The sequence below is a fragment of the Paenibacillus sp. FSL F4-0122 genome (assembly GCF_038002845.1).
GTDB classification, from domain to species: domain Bacteria; phylum Bacillota; class Bacilli; order Paenibacillales; family Paenibacillaceae; genus Paenibacillus_AQ; species Paenibacillus_AQ odorifer.
On the sequence record NZ_JBBODI010000001.1, the window covers coordinates 6963543 to 6979478 of the forward strand.

The 15936-nt window shown below is 45.7% G+C and carries 16 protein-coding genes; 3 read left to right on the forward strand and 13 right to left on the reverse strand.

Features of this window, described 5'->3' with window-relative positions:
* Positions 1-118 precede the first annotated feature (118 nt).
* Genes hemG through hemE form a run of 3 tightly spaced genes read right to left on the reverse strand, consistent with a single transcriptional unit; the run spans position 119 to position 3613 of the window.
* A complete protein-coding gene (gene hemG, locus MHH49_RS30740; protein ID WP_076098410.1) occupies positions 119-1543 on the reverse strand; it encodes a protoporphyrinogen oxidase in 1425 nt (474 codons plus the stop codon).
* Positions 1540-2496 carry a ferrochelatase gene (gene hemH, locus MHH49_RS30745; protein WP_076098411.1) on the reverse strand — a complete coding sequence of 319 codons (957 nt, stop codon included), beginning with the start codon at positions 2494-2496 and terminating at the stop codon, positions 1540-1542. The genes hemG and hemH overlap by 4 nt, the downstream gene beginning before the upstream one ends.
* Before the next feature lie 55 nt (positions 2497-2551).
* On the reverse strand, positions 2552-3613 hold the full coding sequence (gene hemE / locus MHH49_RS30750) for a uroporphyrinogen decarboxylase (RefSeq protein WP_076275010.1): 1062 nt from the start codon (positions 3611-3613) through the stop codon (positions 2552-2554).
* A gap of 231 nt (positions 3614-3844) precedes the next feature.
* On the opposite strand from hemE, the gene MHH49_RS30755 reads away from it, so the two are divergent.
* Positions 3845-5065: an MFS transporter gene (locus MHH49_RS30755; RefSeq protein WP_038569803.1), complete on the forward strand. Its 1221-nt coding sequence runs from the start codon at positions 3845-3847 to the stop codon at positions 5063-5065.
* 4 nt (positions 5066-5069) lie between these two features.
* On the opposite strand, the gene MHH49_RS30760 is transcribed toward MHH49_RS30755, so the two are convergent.
* Positions 5070-5699: an O-methyltransferase gene (locus tag MHH49_RS30760; RefSeq protein WP_036689230.1), complete on the reverse strand. Its 630-nt coding sequence runs from the start codon at positions 5697-5699 to the stop codon at positions 5070-5072.
* Between the two features lie 202 nt (positions 5700-5901).
* Here MHH49_RS30760 and MHH49_RS30765 point away from each other — a divergent pair, with 202 nt between their 5' ends.
* The gene (locus MHH49_RS30765) at positions 5902-7041 is read left to right on the forward strand and encodes a THUMP domain-containing class I SAM-dependent RNA methyltransferase (protein ID WP_076275011.1); all 1140 of its coding nucleotides are present in this window, start codon (positions 5902-5904) and stop codon (positions 7039-7041) included.
* A 209-nt stretch (positions 7042-7250) separates the two neighbouring features.
* A complete protein-coding gene (locus tag MHH49_RS30770; RefSeq protein WP_076275012.1) occupies positions 7251-9290 on the forward strand; it encodes an LTA synthase family protein in 2040 nt (679 codons plus the stop codon).
* Positions 9291-9882: 592 nt separating this feature from the next.
* On the opposite strand, the gene MHH49_RS30775 is transcribed toward MHH49_RS30770, so the two are convergent.
* The 9 genes from MHH49_RS30775 to MHH49_RS30815 form a co-directional block, all read right to left on the reverse strand.
* Complete coding sequence (locus MHH49_RS30775) at positions 9883-10122, reverse strand: DUF1450 domain-containing protein (protein WP_036689224.1); 240 nt, start codon at positions 10120-10122, stop codon at positions 9883-9885.
* 41 nt (positions 10123-10163) lie between these two features.
* On the reverse strand, positions 10164-10466 hold the full coding sequence (locus MHH49_RS30780) for a HesB/IscA family protein (protein ID WP_036689223.1): 303 nt from the start codon (positions 10464-10466) through the stop codon (positions 10164-10166).
* A 126-nt stretch (positions 10467-10592) separates the two neighbouring features.
* Complete coding sequence (locus MHH49_RS30785) at positions 10593-10844, reverse strand: hypothetical protein (RefSeq protein ID WP_076143316.1); 252 nt, start codon at positions 10842-10844, stop codon at positions 10593-10595.
* A gap of 110 nt (positions 10845-10954) precedes the next feature.
* On the reverse strand, positions 10955-12163 hold the full coding sequence (locus MHH49_RS30790; RefSeq protein WP_076143318.1) for a M14 family metallopeptidase: 1209 nt from the start codon (positions 12161-12163) through the stop codon (positions 10955-10957).
* Positions 12164-12469: 306 nt separating this feature from the next.
* Positions 12470-13276, reverse strand: coding sequence for a glutamate racemase (racE, locus tag MHH49_RS30795; protein WP_036689641.1), 807 nt, complete (start codon positions 13274-13276; stop codon positions 12470-12472).
* A 255-nt stretch (positions 13277-13531) separates the two neighbouring features.
* On the reverse strand, positions 13532-14011 hold the full coding sequence (locus tag MHH49_RS30800) for a YtxH domain-containing protein (RefSeq protein ID WP_051491605.1): 480 nt from the start codon (positions 14009-14011) through the stop codon (positions 13532-13534).
* A 100-nt stretch (positions 14012-14111) separates the two neighbouring features.
* On the reverse strand, positions 14112-14777 hold the full coding sequence (locus MHH49_RS30805) for a helix-turn-helix transcriptional regulator (protein WP_038569796.1): 666 nt from the start codon (positions 14775-14777) through the stop codon (positions 14112-14114).
* A 58-nt stretch (positions 14778-14835) separates the two neighbouring features.
* Entirely contained in the window at positions 14836-15276 is a 441-nt protein-coding gene (locus MHH49_RS30810) for a DUF86 domain-containing protein (RefSeq protein WP_038569794.1), read from the reverse strand.
* A 207-nt stretch (positions 15277-15483) separates the two neighbouring features.
* Positions 15484-15771: a Dabb family protein gene (locus MHH49_RS30815; protein ID WP_036689213.1), complete on the reverse strand. Its 288-nt coding sequence runs from the start codon at positions 15769-15771 to the stop codon at positions 15484-15486.
* Positions 15772-15936 lie beyond the last annotated feature (165 nt).

Here is a 15936-nt window from a genome sequence, read left to right on the forward strand (position 1 = left end):
ATATCTATCACAGCACCCTACAAATAAGAGAGTCGATAGAAATAGAAAATTTTACTAACTAAAGAAAAACAGTGAAGCGCCTCATGCTTTGCTTCACTGTTTTATTTAGTCATCGTACTCACATTTCATTCATTAGCTGTTTAGCAACGCTTTCCGCAATAAGCTTGGACTGCTTGATGCAATCCGGCATTGCTATGCCATTAAATCCGGCGCCAATGACATACACACCAGGAAGCGAAGCTGCTAATTCTTTGCGGAATTCGGTAATATTATCAAGATGTCCTATAGGATACTGCGGCATGGAATGCTCTAAGCGGGTGATTTCCGTAAATATTGGATTCGCAGTAATGCCCATGATCTCTCGCAAATCTTTAAGTACAAGCTCCGTCAAAGCCTCATCAGGCAGCTGAACATTCTGTTCATCATCAGAACGACCCACATAACAGCGTAAAAGCACCTTATCATCAGGAGCCGTATGCGGCCATTTCGTAGATGTCCATGTGCAGGCAGTAATATTTCGCCCTTCTTTACGAGGCACAAAAAAACCCGATCCATCATATTCGTTAACAATATCCTTTTTGTTAAAAGCCATGACTAGATTCGCTACTGAAACATAATCCACCGCTTCCAGCGCTGTAACATTCATATGGGGACGAAGTAAGTCAGCAGCCGAAAAATTAGGCGCAGTGATATATACATCATCCGCAAGCAACCGTTCGCCATTCTCCAGCTCTACCTCATAGATAGAAGGACTCCCAGCAGCCTGAATAGAAACTACGTTAGACTCCGTCCGTTGTTCTACATCATGCAGCTCATAAATCAGACTATGCACGAGACTTTGCAGCCCTTTGCGGAACGTGAGGAAGGTACTCTGTGTAGTACCTTCCTGTGCCTTTTTATTCTTTCGCCCTGTGCGCATTCCACGAATAAGGCTCCCATACTGCTGCTCTAATTCTCCAAATTGCGGAAATGTAGCTTGCAGGCTAATCTTTTGTATATCTCCGCCGTACATGCCAGAAAGGAGCGGCTCAGTTAAATTCTCCAGCACTTCAGATCCTAGACGTCGCGCAATAAGCTCACCAAGCGATTCGTCCTCATCATTACGCCGCGGAGGAAGAATAAAATCCATCATCGCACGTATTTTGCCCCCAAACGAAACTAACCCACTTGATAAAAAAGGTTTCAGTTCGGTAGGGATACCGAGTACAAGACCGGTTGGCAGAGGATTAAGCTTGTCCCGCTGCAAGATATATCGCTTCTTAGCAAGAGGGTTGGAGGATACCAGCTCGTGATCCAATTCCAATTCCTTAGCCAGCTCGCACATCTCCGCCCTTTCCGCTAGAAATGAATCTGGTCCCTTTTCAATCACAAAACCATCGCGATGTAAGGTTTCAATCTTTCCACCGAGGTTTTTCTCTTTCTCAAGCAAGACTATATCAGGCTTAATACCCGCTTCTTTATAAAATTTACGAATATAAAAGGCGGCGCTGAGTCCACTCAGCCCTCCGCCTATGATAACAATTTTTCTTGTGGGGCCAATCATGATTGAGCGGCCTTCATCTGCTCCAGTCGTTTACGAATTACATCGCTCAATACAGACATATATGCGGGATCACTATTCAGTGAGTCGATCCGCATAAGACGCATATCAAGCTCCGAAGCTACGGCTGTTGCCTCTATGTCGAGATCGTACAGTACCTCTAAATGATCGGATACGAATCCGATAGGGGCCACCAATACGTATTCCACCTGTTCTTTACTAAGCTGTTGCAGCGTGTCCAGAATATCCGGACCGAGCCACGGTTCAGCTGTGCGACCAGCACTTTGCCAAGTAAACTGCCAGTTGGTTACGCCTGCCTGAGCTGCAATTGCTTGCGAAGTTTCCAGCAGCTGATCCCGATATGGATCACCCATAGCCAGAATACGTTCTGGAAGACTATGAGCGCTGAATAATACGCGAATCTCATCACGGGTCGCACCTGCTTCAATATATTGATCCAGCTTCGCCGACACTCTTTGGCTTAACACATCGATCAATTCAGGATGCATATGGTAACTCTCTACAAAACCCATGTCAATCTTGCATGCATCAGCCTTTTCCTGTGCACGCTTGATGTAGCTCCCCACACTCATACTGGAATAGTGTGGCGCCAAAACAATACCCACTGCTTGAGTAATGCCATCCTTCGCCATAGCCTCAACGCCGTCCTCAATAAAGGGACTGGCATGCTTCAAGCCTTGATAGCAGACAAATTCAACATCTGCTCCCGCCTTATCCGCATTTAATGCTGCTTGTAAAGCTTCTACTTGCCGGTCTGTATTCTCCCGCAGTGGGAATACCCCCCCGACGATTGCTTCATAACGGTCGGTTAACTCTTTAAGCTGCTCCGCTGTTGGCGGATTCCCCCGTCTAATATGCGTGTAATAAGCTTTAACATCTTCTAGGCTCTTAGGAGTGCCATACGACATGACGAGAACACCTATTTTTACTGTCACGGATTCCGTCCCCTTTACAATTTAATAGCGTGGAACATATAAATTCTTATATTTTTTACGAACGTTGCTTAGCCGTTTTTTGTAATACTTCCTGAGAATAAGTGTGAATATACTCCGTCAATTCTCTAAGTTTATCTAATGAAGCCTCCGGGAATAATCCATGGCCCAGATTGAAGATATAACCTGGCTCAAGCACACCTTCATCGATCAGTGCTTTCGCGCGTTCCTTCAAAAGGTCCATCGGAGCTGTAAGCAAATATGGATCAAGATTTCCTTGAATCGCAAATTTATTGCCTGTTCTGCGTCGGCCTTCAGTCAAGCTAACACGCCAATCCAGCCCGATTACGTCTGCTTGAAGCTTCGTAAGACTTGGCAGCAATTCTCCAGAGCTCACACCAGGAAAGTATATTTTCGGTACATCAAGATCAGATAATTCGGAAAAAATACGAGAAACCGTCGGCAGCACATACGTTTCAAAATCGCGTGGAGCAAGCGCACCAACCCAACTGTCGAACAATTGGAAGGCCTTTCCTCCACTCCGCACATGACTTCGGAGGTACGTGATAATCATATCGCCCAGCTTGTCCATCAGCATTTCCCAGACACGGGGTTCACTGTACATTAGCTCTTTCGTACGGATATATCCTTTGGAAGGTCTACCTTCGATCAAATAGCTGGCAATTGTAAACGGCGCGCCTGCAAAAGTGATCAAAGGAACGTCCAGTTCCTTATCGAGAATAGCAATCGTTTCCAAAATGTGGCTCAGATCACCCTCCACATCAATGGGTTTTAGTCTCTCCACATCAGCTGCACTACGGATCGGATTCTCAATCACTGGACCGATATCCTTAACGATATCGAATTTCACTCCGATTGAAGCAACTGGATTCATAATGTCGGAATACAAAATGGCCGCATCCACACCCAGCTTGCGAACGGGCATCATGGTTACTTCTGCCGCCAGCTCAGGCTGCTTGCAGATTTCAAGCAACGAATACTTTTCCTTGATTTTACGGTACTCGGGATCATAACGGCCGGCCTGCCGCATGTACCATACGGGAACGTGCTCCGTGTCCTGCTTTCTACAGGCGCGGATAAAAGTGTCATTGTAGGTCATGATAAGATCTCCATTATATTTTATTAGATTTTTTTAATCGGCATATCTACTATTATGCCCTTTTTAAAAGCTTGTAACAACTAATACGAAGAGTTTGGAATGACAATCCTATGACATTACTATGACATGTGTTGCACACATTAAGCTGCAAAAAATGATATACTGATAAAATGGCATTTTTTCCGTGAATCATATATTCTCTGAAATTCTTTGAAAGGATGTGAAAGCACTATGAAGAAATGGGAGACCTGGAAGGTCAACCTCTTAGTGCTTTGGTTCGGGCAATTTTTGGTGAATGCTGGAATGACAATGATTACACCCTTCCTGACCTTGTACCTTGCGAAGGATCTTGGTGTCCAGGGTGAACATGAAATTGGAATCTGGGCGGGACTTATTTTTGCCGCAAACTTCTTAACCTCTTTCATATTCCAGCCATTATGGGGCAAGCTTGCAGACAAGTATGGCCGTAAGATCATGTTGCTGCGTTCCAGCTTTGGGATGGCTATTGTCATGGTATTAATGGGCTTCGCACAATCCCCTTTACAGCTGCTCCTGCTCCGTCTCTTAAACGGTACAATCTCTGGCTTCAATCCCGCCTCCATCGCACTGGTGTCAGGTACTACCCCCAAAGAACGTATGGGCTTCTCCATGGGATTAATGCAATCAGGATCTGTAGCAGGAACAATTCTAGGGCCACTGATTGGTGGCTTACTTGCCGATTTAATCGGATTTCGGCCGATTTTTTATGTCGTTGGGGCCTTGCTCTTTATCGCCTCTCTCCTGGCATTATTTCTTGTTAAGGAAAAATTCGACCGCGCCGAAGCTGCACAGGAGCCGCAGGTTTCTGTACTCGCAGGTTTGAAGGAATTAATCAAAATCCCTCAGCTGCCAGCTCTATTCGGTGTAACCTTTCTGCTGCAATTTGCAATGATTAGTCCTATGGCCTTGTTGCCACTTTATGTAGAAAAATTAAATGGACCCGCCGAGAATATAGCCTTCTTGGCCGGAATGGTCAGTGCCGTTACAGGGATCTCCAATATGCTGGCTTCTCCCTTGCTTGGTAAGCTAAGTGACAAAGTCGGCGCACATCGTATTCTGACCTATGCGTTAATTGGCGCTTCACTATTCCTAATTCCGCAGGCATTCGTAACTAGTGTCTGGCAGCTGATTATAGTCCGTTTCCTAATGGGAGTCTTCATGGGTGGACTGTTGCCCAGCGTTAATGCGCTTATCCGCTCCTATACCCCTGACGGAAAAGAAAGCCGCGCATTCGGCTTCAACAGCAGTACATTGGCGCTAGGCAATATGCTGGGAGCTATCTTGGGCGGCTTTCTATCAGGTTACATCGGAATTGAGGGGCTTTTCATTATATCCGGCTGCTTGCTGCTGGTTAATACGATTTGGGTTCGATTGAAGCTGTACAAAGTAACAACACCGCGGTTATTTCGCTAATCAGCTATTTCACCATCGCTAGCGCCAATCCATCATAGGCAGGCAGACATGTACTGATAAGACGTTCATCCGTGGCGATCATCTCATTGAAGTGGCGCACAGCCAGGATGGCAGGACCATTTCTATCTGTATTTAAGGTCCGTCCACGGAGAAAAATATTATCACCCGCAATGATCGCTCCTGGATTGGCCAGCTTGATGGCATATTCCAAGTAGTTAGTGTAGTTCAACTTATCTGCGTCAATGAAAAAGAAATCGAACCTAGCGCCCTCTGCTTCCAGTGCCTTCAGGCTGTCCATTGCAGGTCCTATTCTATACTCCGTAGTATCCCCGAAGCCTGCCAGCTCTAAATTACGGCGGGCAAGCTCGGCATAGTCGGCTCTCAGCTCTAGCGAAGTCAGTGTGCCGCCTTCAGAGAAACCGCGGGACAAGCAAATTCCGCTGTAACCGCCAAGTGCGCCAATTTCCAAAATACGCTTAGAGCGAGACAGTCTAACAAGCATGGTGAGCAGTCTTCCGTACCCCGGCTCGACAGACACCGGCGGCATGCCTGCTTGGACGATTGCTTCTTTTACTTGAAGCAGAATTTCGTCCTCTGTATAAAGTTGTTCACTGTATTCTTCTTGCGTAAGCATAAAGATTCTCCTTTGAGGATCCCCCGTTTGCTCATAGTAAGGGATGACGGGGAACATTTTATGATTTATGGAATGCCGGGCATTGTGAAGTGTCCCACATTCCCCTATACTTGTATGGATGCTTTAAAGGACGACAATGTCGTCTCTTCTTATTGTACTGGCTTTTTGTATTTATCTACAAGTTAAACGGAGTTGAGAGTATTTGAGCAAATTACAATTAATCGCTACTGCCCCTATGGGTTTAGAAGCTGTGGTAGCGCGCGAATTAAACGAACTGGGTTATGAGACCAAGGTCGAGAACGGACGAGTATTATTCAGCGGTGATTACATCGATATCTGTCGCTGTAACTTGTGGCTGCGTACATCTGACCGCGTATTGGTTAAAATGGGCCAATTCCCTGCTAAAACCTTTGACGAGTTATTCGAAGGGGTTAAAGCTTTGCCTTGGGAAGACTGGATTCCAGAGAATGGAGAATTCCCGGTTGAAGGACGGTCCCATAAATCACAACTAACGAGTGTACCCGCTTGCCAAGGGATTGTCAAAAAAGCAATCGTCGAGAAGCTGAAGCTTTCGTATCATACAGACTGGTTCCCGGAGAACGGTCCTCGATATGTGATCGAAGTGATTTTATTAAATGACATCGCTTTGATCACATTAGATACCACAGGACCCGCGCTTCACAAACGTGGTTACCGCAGACATGCAACAGAGGCTCCACTGAAGGAAACAATGGCTGCTGCACTAATCCAGCTTAGCCGCTGGAATGGCCATCGGCCGCTGTTCGACCCATGTTGTGGTTCGGGAACACTGTTAATTGAAGCCGCCATGATCGCTTGGAATATTGCTCCAGGACTACGCCGCTCATTTCCATCTGAAAATTGGCCAGTCATTCCGAAACATCTTTGGGAAGAGGCTCGCGAAGAAGCTTTCGATGCTGTGCGCGACGATTATCCTTTGCAATTAACGGGTACGGACATCGATCCAGAAGCAATTGAAATTGCTGAAGCCGCCGCCAAGAGTGCTGGACTGTCCGGAGAAATCACCTTCAAAGTGATGGCTGCCGCCAAAGCAAGACCTGAAGGAGAATATGGTTGTATCATCACCAACCCTCCATATGGTGAACGGATCAGTAATGACAAAGAAGTGGAGAAGCTGACCCGCCAGTTTGGTGAAATGATGATATATCTGCCAACATGGTCATTTTTTGCGATTAGCCCTTACAAGGAATTCGAACAATTTTACGGTCGTAAGGCAGACAAACGCCGCAAACTGTATAACGGACGTATCGAGTGTCAATATTATCAATACTTGGGTCCACTTCCACCTAGAAATCCGAAATAATTAGGATCACCATTGGTTTGAATGCAGAACGGACATCTACCTCGTATCGTATGAGGAGGGTGTCCGTTTTTCTCCGAGTATAAGACAGTTTTGGTTTAACACCCATCCTTTACGCTCTTATATTTCTAAGAGAAACGTTTGTCATCTAAAAAAGACAACAACGTTGTTTCTTCTCGTTTTATTTATTTTCTGTGCTAGGAGGCTTCAAAATGTCAGTTTTTCCATCAAGTCGGAGCAGCACAACCGTAACAAGTACAATAGCTGCTGTGATTCGCTCCCGATATATCGGTTATCTCCTTTTTCTTGGCATCATGCTGGCCAAGTTATTATTTCTGCATAGTGGGCTGCATGCTCCCAATATAGATATGAACCGGCAGGACAAATGGATTGCTGTAGGTTCAGTCATGTTATTGTCTTTTTGGACCCTGTGGCTTCCCCGCCGGGGACAGACGATAACGTTGTTAAGTATAAACTTGCTTCTGACGCTGCTTATTTATTCGGATATCGTCTACTATCGTTATTTTAAGGATTTTATCACGGTACCCGTATTGTTTCAGGCTGGACAGATGGATGCGCTTGGTGGAAGTATCTTCGCCCTACTGCGTCCTTCCGATCTTTATTTGTTCGCTGACTGGCTATTTCTTATTGCATACGGAATCGGCGTAGGATTATACCGCCGCAAATCCCATACATACTTGTCTAATGCCGTCCCTCGCCGTTATGGGCAATCTCACTCTTATTCTCAAACCGGTTATTCCCGCCGCTCTTCACGCCTAAGCAGGACGCTAAAAAGAAGCGTGAATGGGATCGTTGCTCTGGTGCTAGGTTGCGTGCTGACCTTTGGACCTATCCACACCTACGCTACTACCTGGGCTAAAGATCTATTCACTGGCAACTGGTGGAGTCTCGCCATGTATAACGTAACCGGACTAATCGGTTTTCACGGTTATGATATTTACTTATATGCTAAAGATCATCTAGGTCCGCAGCCCGAGCTTTCACAAGAAGAAGCCACCTCGATGCAGCTCTGGTTCAATGAACAAAACACTGAGCAAAGTGCCAATAATGACAGCTTTGGAAAATACAGCGGAAGCAACATTGTTGTTATTCAAGCTGAAGCTTTTATGAACTTTGTAGTTGGACGCTCAATATCCGGCCAGGAGATCACGCCTAATCTGAACGCTCTAATCAAAGAAAACACCTATTTCAGCAATTACTACCATCAGACCTCACAAGGCCGAACTTCCGATGCGGATTTCACGTCCAACGCTTCCCTGTACCCGCTGGTCTCCGGCTCGGTATTTGTCCGTTACCCGGATCATCAGTTTGACACGCTGCCTGCTATTTTGAAATCAAAGGGCTACAGTACCAATGCTTTTCATGCGTACGAAGGCAGCTTCTGGAATCGGCAGATTATGTATAACGCGATGGGTTATGACCATTTTTATAACAAAAAAGACTATACAATAGACGAACCTCTAGGCTGGTCTCTGGGTGACAAATCCTTTTTACGGCAATCCCTCGATATTATGAACACTTCAGAAACGATACAGCAGCCTTTTTATTCATTTTTGACTACACTATCCAGCCATCACCCTTATTCTCTCCCTGCAGATAAACAAGGGCTTGATACTGGAGAGTTCAAGGGCACGATCTTCGGAGATTATTTGCAGGCTGTTCACTATACGGATGAAGCTTTAGGGGAAATGGTCAAAGAGATGAAGCAGCGTGGGCTGTGGGATAATACCATTGTTGCTTTCTATGGAGATCATGATAATTCGATCCAGGAGATCGCTTATTACGAACAATTTCTCGGCAAAAGCCTTAGCGCACTCGATATGCAGCAAATAATGCATCAGGTTCCCTTGCTCATTCATCTTCCAGGCTCTAACGCCTCTGTCCTAGATTCAGCTCCAGCTGGTCAGTTGGATCTTACACCTTCCTTGCTCCATTTGCTCGGGATCTCACGTGATCCTTATTATCTCATGGGCAATAATCTGTTTAGCGGGCATGAGCGTCTTGTAACGCTGCGATCCGGCGCCTATGCCGATGCAAAGCTGTCTTATCTCCCCAGCGAGAATGGGCAATTTGCCAGCGGAACCTGTTATAGTCTCGAAAGCCGCGAAGCCGTGGACGTAGGGGAGTGCAGCATCGGGTATGAGACCAGCAAGCTCCGCCTACAGATCTCCGACGATATCATGAAATATGATGGAATCAAAAAGCTTAAGAATACACAATCTGCACCTTAAGCTTATATCCCGGTAAATGAAGAGACTGTCCACAAAACTATCGAAAAGGGCGGCTGCGACATCCTCTCTATGTTGGACACTAACTCCTGATCGTTGTTGGAAGCACGTTGGGTTTTCCGACTTAGATACGCGAAGTATCTCACTAACGGACACAGCTGACCTTAAACCCAGCAATATCCGAGATTTGGAATGCTAACGGACTCCAGAGCAGCTATTAGCCTGAAAAACGCCGATATGAGCCTCTTTTCTGAGGAATAGCGTCCCTGGGGTCCGAAATCTTGCATTAACAGCTAAAAACACGCAAATAACGTCATCTGAGTCCGTAACCCCTGTAGGATGAGGAGATGGTGGGATGGTGGAATGATAGGATGGTGGGTCGATGAGATGGTGAGATGATGGGACGATGGGTCGATGAGATGAGGAGACGGAGAAATGATGGGATGATGGACACGATTGAAGAAAGCCGTCAATGACCAGAAAACGCAGAGCAGCGATCCTCCAATAACAGGAGAATCGCTGCTCTGTTTACTTTTACTTATTCTGAGAATGAAGAGGGATCGACCCTATTATCTTAGTTGATAAGAACTCAGTATTATTTCTGAACGGAGGGCTGTTTGATAAAAGCTTCTGCTTTCTTCAACACTTCATCCTCCGTTGGAGCACTCACATAACGACCATTCACATAAACAAAAGCCCGTTTGCCACATGGACCGCAGTACGACTTGCAGCCAACCTTGATCTCGGCATCAGGTGCCATTTTTTGCAGCTTAGGGATAATACTTTTCAACTTCATGAAATTACATTCATCGCACACTTGTATTTCGTTAGCCATGGAGCAACCCTTCTTTGTGTTCGAAATTTACAGGCGAGTGTTTAGTGATCGCCGTGATTACCTTTAGACGGATTCGTAATGACAAAACCTTCTTGTGGAAGATACAAATAATCAACGACCACGCCATCAAGGAGTGGTTGACTCGGATCTAGAATAACATCGATTTCCTTATCTGTCGACACTACAACATCGTTCTCTTTAGGCGTGTCCAAGTCCAGTCCGTAGTGAGCATGATCACCGTGTGCATGTGTAATTGCTACGCGCAGCTTCAACTCGCTGTTTCCTTCAAGCTCCATTTGTTTCTTTATCACTTTAGCCGCATTGCGGGTAATTTTGACCTTCATCTATATTCCATCTCCTAGTCCGAAAATTAAATACTCAATTACTTATTTTAAAGGTAAATGACATCTAAAAGCAACTATATTAGCTAATTAGCTCTGAAGTTCTTGTCGAAAATGTGTGGTGCGATCCTATTCACCCTGCTGAAGTGCAGGATATTTCCGCCCCATTCGTGACACGAACCAGCCCATCAGCAGCATGGTCACTCCAATATCATCGATCGGAATAAATGGCATGAAGTCCGGCAAGACCCAATAGAGCAATACTGGAATTGTAAATAACAGCTTGTCCCCCATTGCTACTTTAGGGGAGCGGATGTATTGCCAGGAGCTACTGAAGATATGGGACCATTGTTTTAGTGACAGTATTTTTTTCAGTTTCATGGTGACCCTCCTCCCAAGTAAAAAGGATACAGCCGCGGATAACGTGTAGTGACGACAGCGGCCATACCCCATGTTTTATTTTACGCAAGTTTACTGCAAATGTTTCATAATTATTTCACATTAGAAAGGAGCGTTGCCAATATAAGTCCTGTTTCCAAGGCCATATCTTCAAAATCTGCTAGTGGCAGCGGATTTTTGCCGATCCCCAGCTCCACCGTAAATCCAGGTTTGCGGAAGGTCTGAATAAACCAATCCTTATATCCGGCATCACTTCCAGTCAGCTCCACTGCCCGGTAACTGCTCGCAACTGCCAGCTGCGCGGCTAATTCACGGCTCTCGGGAGGTTCATACCCCCGGTAGTTCCAATAAATCTCTCCTCCTTGGCTATGCAGAGACACTGCAGCTTCGCCAGGCGCTGCCTCAGCCAGGGCAGCCAGAGCGGCTGCTTCTGGCTCACTCAGCGGCTCAGGGCCGCTGTAATCCCGCGGTGAGGGCAGCCTTACTCCCCGACGTTCCCGCTCCTCTTCCCAATGAGCGGGAAATTGATCCCCAAGATCCACACCGCGGATGTTAGCTTTCCAATGCCGGAAGCTGCTTCGTCCACCATTCCATTTCATGAGGTCATCATAAAACGGATGGTCTGGCAAAACCCCTTCCTGAACCAGCTCCACGCCATCTGGATTAGCCATAGGCACGACCCATAATGTCCAGTTTTGGAACCAAACCTCAGGACTGTGTCCATTCCATTCCAAGCCTTCAGCATAAGCTGCTGCATACTCCTCTATGAAGGACATCAAGCATGGCGAAGTCAGCCATTCATTGGCATGCAAAGCGGCGTTAACATGCAGATGACGAGTGCCATTCCCGATCTTGAGTACATGGAGCGGCTTGCCGAGCACGCTCGTGCCTATTGTGGCTGCTTGTATAAACGGGTATTGGTCAAGCAAGCTGTCAATGTCGCTCTCAACCTCAGCCGGACCGTACTCCCCGCGCAGAAACACCACGCGGTCTGGAATTGGGGGTGGAATGACAAGTATTTTTCCAGGTGTACAGCAGCGCCCTGAGGTCACACCAGGATTAAGCTTCTCCAAATCCTCTAAATTCACCTTAAATAATGAGGTTATCCGTTCTGGAGTGTCCCCTTCCTGCACAGCATACCTTTTACGCGGCGAAGATGGCAGAAATAAAACCTGACCTGGGTATAAATAAGATTGTCTCCCAACCCATGGATTACCTTGAATAACATGCTCAGGAGTTAATCCATGTAGAGCGGCAATTCGGCTTACGGTATCTCCCCTGTTTGCAATATATTGTCGCATTAGGTCTCATCCTCTCGGCCTTAAATTGCTGATACAGCAATACAAAAACAGCGGCATACAGCACTTAACTCTATTGTATGCAAGCGCCACTACCCGGCATGAAGGAGAAATGAATCACAAGAAAAAACAACGTCATCGCCCTTTATAGATGGCAACCGTTTCTCATGAAAAATAAGGATATTACAGTTCCGCAGCATATAAGTGCTTATATTTCAAAAAAACAGACTGGGAAATGTGCTTTCCCAGTCTGTTTTTCTTTTACACTCCCATGGAGTTTGTCCCTATTCAATTCAACATTGCTCCTGCTTATAACGTGGATACTTGCCACACTACTGGGGTGCGTCTAATTTGTTCTCCAAGCCAGTCTCGCGCGATGCTTTGAAACATCTCAGCATCACCGCTGCAGAAAAACTGGTGAATTGGACTTTCATCCCCGATGGACAGCTTGCCTTTATCATATAAAATTGTGCTGATCTCACGAGCGGTCTCATCTGCAGAACTGATCAGCTTGACTCCCGATCCCATAGTCTCACCAATGGGTTCTACAAGAAATGGATAATGAGTGCATCCTAAAATTAAAGTATCGATGTTAGTGTCTTTAATGCCTTCTAGTGCCTCTTCTACGATATCGTAACTTTTCTCTGAGCGGAACTTGCCTTGCTCGACGAGTGGGACAAGCGCTGGACAGGCTTGACTTACAACCTCAACAAAAGGGGACAACTGCTTTAATGCGTTAGTATAAGCACCGCTGTTGATGGTTCCTACCGTACCGATCACGCCGACATGTCCGCTTTTGGTTGCGCTAATTGCTGCGCGGGCTCCGGGATGAATCACCCCAATTACAGGGATGGAGACCTTAGCTGAGATATAATCGAGTGCCGCAGCTGTTGCGGTATTACAAGCGATAACGATCATTTTAGGATTAAACTGGATCAAATAATCTACAATTTGTTCAGTAAACAGTTGTACTTCCTCGGTCGAACGGGGTCCGTACGGAGCTCGGGCAGTATCTCCGAAATAAATGATCTTCTCCCGCGGGAGTTGCCTCATCACTTCTTTGACAACTGTTAACCCTCCCACACCTGAGTCTAATATTGCTATAGCTTGCTGCACGAACACACCGCTTCCTTCTACTTGTTTTGTGTAGCTTATGTAAGGTGAAAACAAAATGTACCTGGCTTTCAGCCCCAACTGCAGATATTACTCCTTTTGCCCTCTGAGTTCAAGAGTAGTCTTCTTCCATCATTTAACAAGCGGGTGCAAACTAATTAAAAAAGCCACCCTCCGCCCAATGCGAAAAAGCGGCTCTATTATAAGAGAATGAGTACTCTTTTACCACTGAAACAGAGGATTTAAACCACGGTTCCATTATAGAATTTCTTTATTAACCTTGTCATCTTGAACGACTTCTTCAAAGCTGGCTTCTTCACTTACATCTTCACTTATAGTGGCCTCAACCAACTCAGTTTCCACTTCCAAAGTGGCAGCAGCCTCTTCAACAGCTTCTACAGCGTCAACTGCTTCTACAGCTTCTTCTGTAGCGATGCCGCTGACAGTTACTGTAATTTTTTCTTCTTCATCAACAGCATTCGCACATGATTTGCTCCATTCCCGAACTTCATGCACTACATGCCCAATCGAATCTTTTGCCTTGTCATAAATCTCAATGCTCTTATCTCCCGCTTGAACGGCAAGTTCTTGAACCTTTTCAATACCAGCGGTAGTTCCTTCTGCAATATCCTTGCGCAGCTCTTTACCTGGTTTAGGCGCGAACAGCAATGCTGTCACCGATCCAACCACACTGCCGACTAAAGCGCCCCATAATAAACCTTTGGTGTCCTTTTTCATCGTTTCATCTCTCCTTTAAATTCATTGCTCCCCGCTCTACCGGGCTAATGCCTATATCTGCTATATCATAAGCAGCAGGGGATTGTCTTGTGACTAATTATTATAACTTTTCAGAAGTTTTGTCAGTAACATTTTTGGGTACGATAGCGTAGCGGCAGCAATGGCCGCCCTCTGCCATACATTCATTACGTGTTACCTTAGCATCCAGCAGTTCTTCGAAAAGACTATGCTCACATTGGCAAGCCTTACGATACTGGGTAGCCACTTGGCGAATCGGGCAATTGTACTCCCTTATGACATATGAGCCATCCTCTTCACGGTTCCATTCTGCCATATATCCACCGGCATTTTGGATAGAAGATAATTCGGCGACGCGTTCTTCCAAATTGCGCCGTTCCATCATCGGAGCATACTGAGCGAGCATCCGGCGGCGGCGGCCTTCAAATAATGTATTAACAGCATCCAGTCCACTGCCGTAATCCAATTCACGCAGAAGCTCCAAAGCCAAGTTGTGATAACTTTTCGGAAAATATTCTTCGGCTCTCTCCGTTAATGAGTACATATGTAAAGGCCGCCCCATCGCTTGCCGGACCACTTTTGTCTTTGCAAGCCCTTCTTGCTCCAGCTGAAGCACATGACGACGGACACCCATCTCTGTAATTCCCAATTCTTCTGCCAGCGCGCCGATGGTCAGTGTTCCTTTCGTCTTCAGGAGCGTCATAATCATTTGTCTTGTCGATCCGTTTTCCTGCCCCATCTTCATCATAAAGGAACCCCTCTCTTTCACGGCTATCGCCTATTCTATGTGATTCTATCCTATGCTATTATAGCGGTACACTGGCTCCAAGCTCCTGGTCCAAATATTTCCGTACCTCAACGGCAAACTGCTCAAGCACTTCCGAAAGAATGGGGGTAAGTGGATGCAGATCACCTCTCTCCCAGGCATAATAATCCTGAACGAGTGGCTTACGCAGAGCAACTAATTCTATCAATCTTTCATAAATCTCACTTTGACCTAGCACTTTCTCTTCATGAATAATAGAAATTATATCCTCATAACTTCCAGCATCACGCATAATAAACCCGTCAATGAGACAGCTACCAACGTCTGTTACAACCTCTATTGCCAGATGGAGGCTGCGTTCCTGTATTAGTCCGGTTAGTGTTGTACCATCCCAGGAAGCTGCTACAGTCCGAAGACCAGCGGTAATATCAGGGATTTGAGCAAGAATGGTTTCGATTTGATTGCGGTTGACATAATACACAGCAATACCCCCATATCGATAATAGTTAGAGAATCGTCCTAATCTCTACTTACCGCGTTTGCCACGGCGTTTCAGCCAGAAGAACATTACGAAACATGCTCCGAGAAAAACGACTAAATAAGTTAACGCTTCCATTGGATACTCAAGCTCACGCATTCCTGTCACCGCTTCCGGTATAAAATGATGATACTATATTCAAGCAGCAGCTTAAATTTCGTAATCTACAGCAATTGAGAGCTCTTTGACTTCATTAATGTGAGCAATAACTTCTTTATGAGCCGGATGAACCTGATACGCCTGTAAATCCTCTAGAGAAGCCACTTCTGTGACTAGAGCAATATCAAAGGAACGATCGGAATGAATGATGTCAGCACCCACCTCGATGGAGAGAAGCTGCGGAATCTTGCCTTCCATATTACGCAATACCGCTACCGTTGCCGCTACGCTTTCTTCGGACCGATCTTTTAATTTGAAAAACACAATATGTTTGATCATTCTATATCGCTCCCTAATGTAATATTGTAATTAGATATTAAAAATATATCATAAGCGTAGCTGTTCTGAAAGAAACTTAAACAGTGTTGTCAGAAATAGCAGCATTAACCATTGCCGATATACCAGAAAGTGTTGTAGTATATTTTTAAAAAATCGGAGGAATTA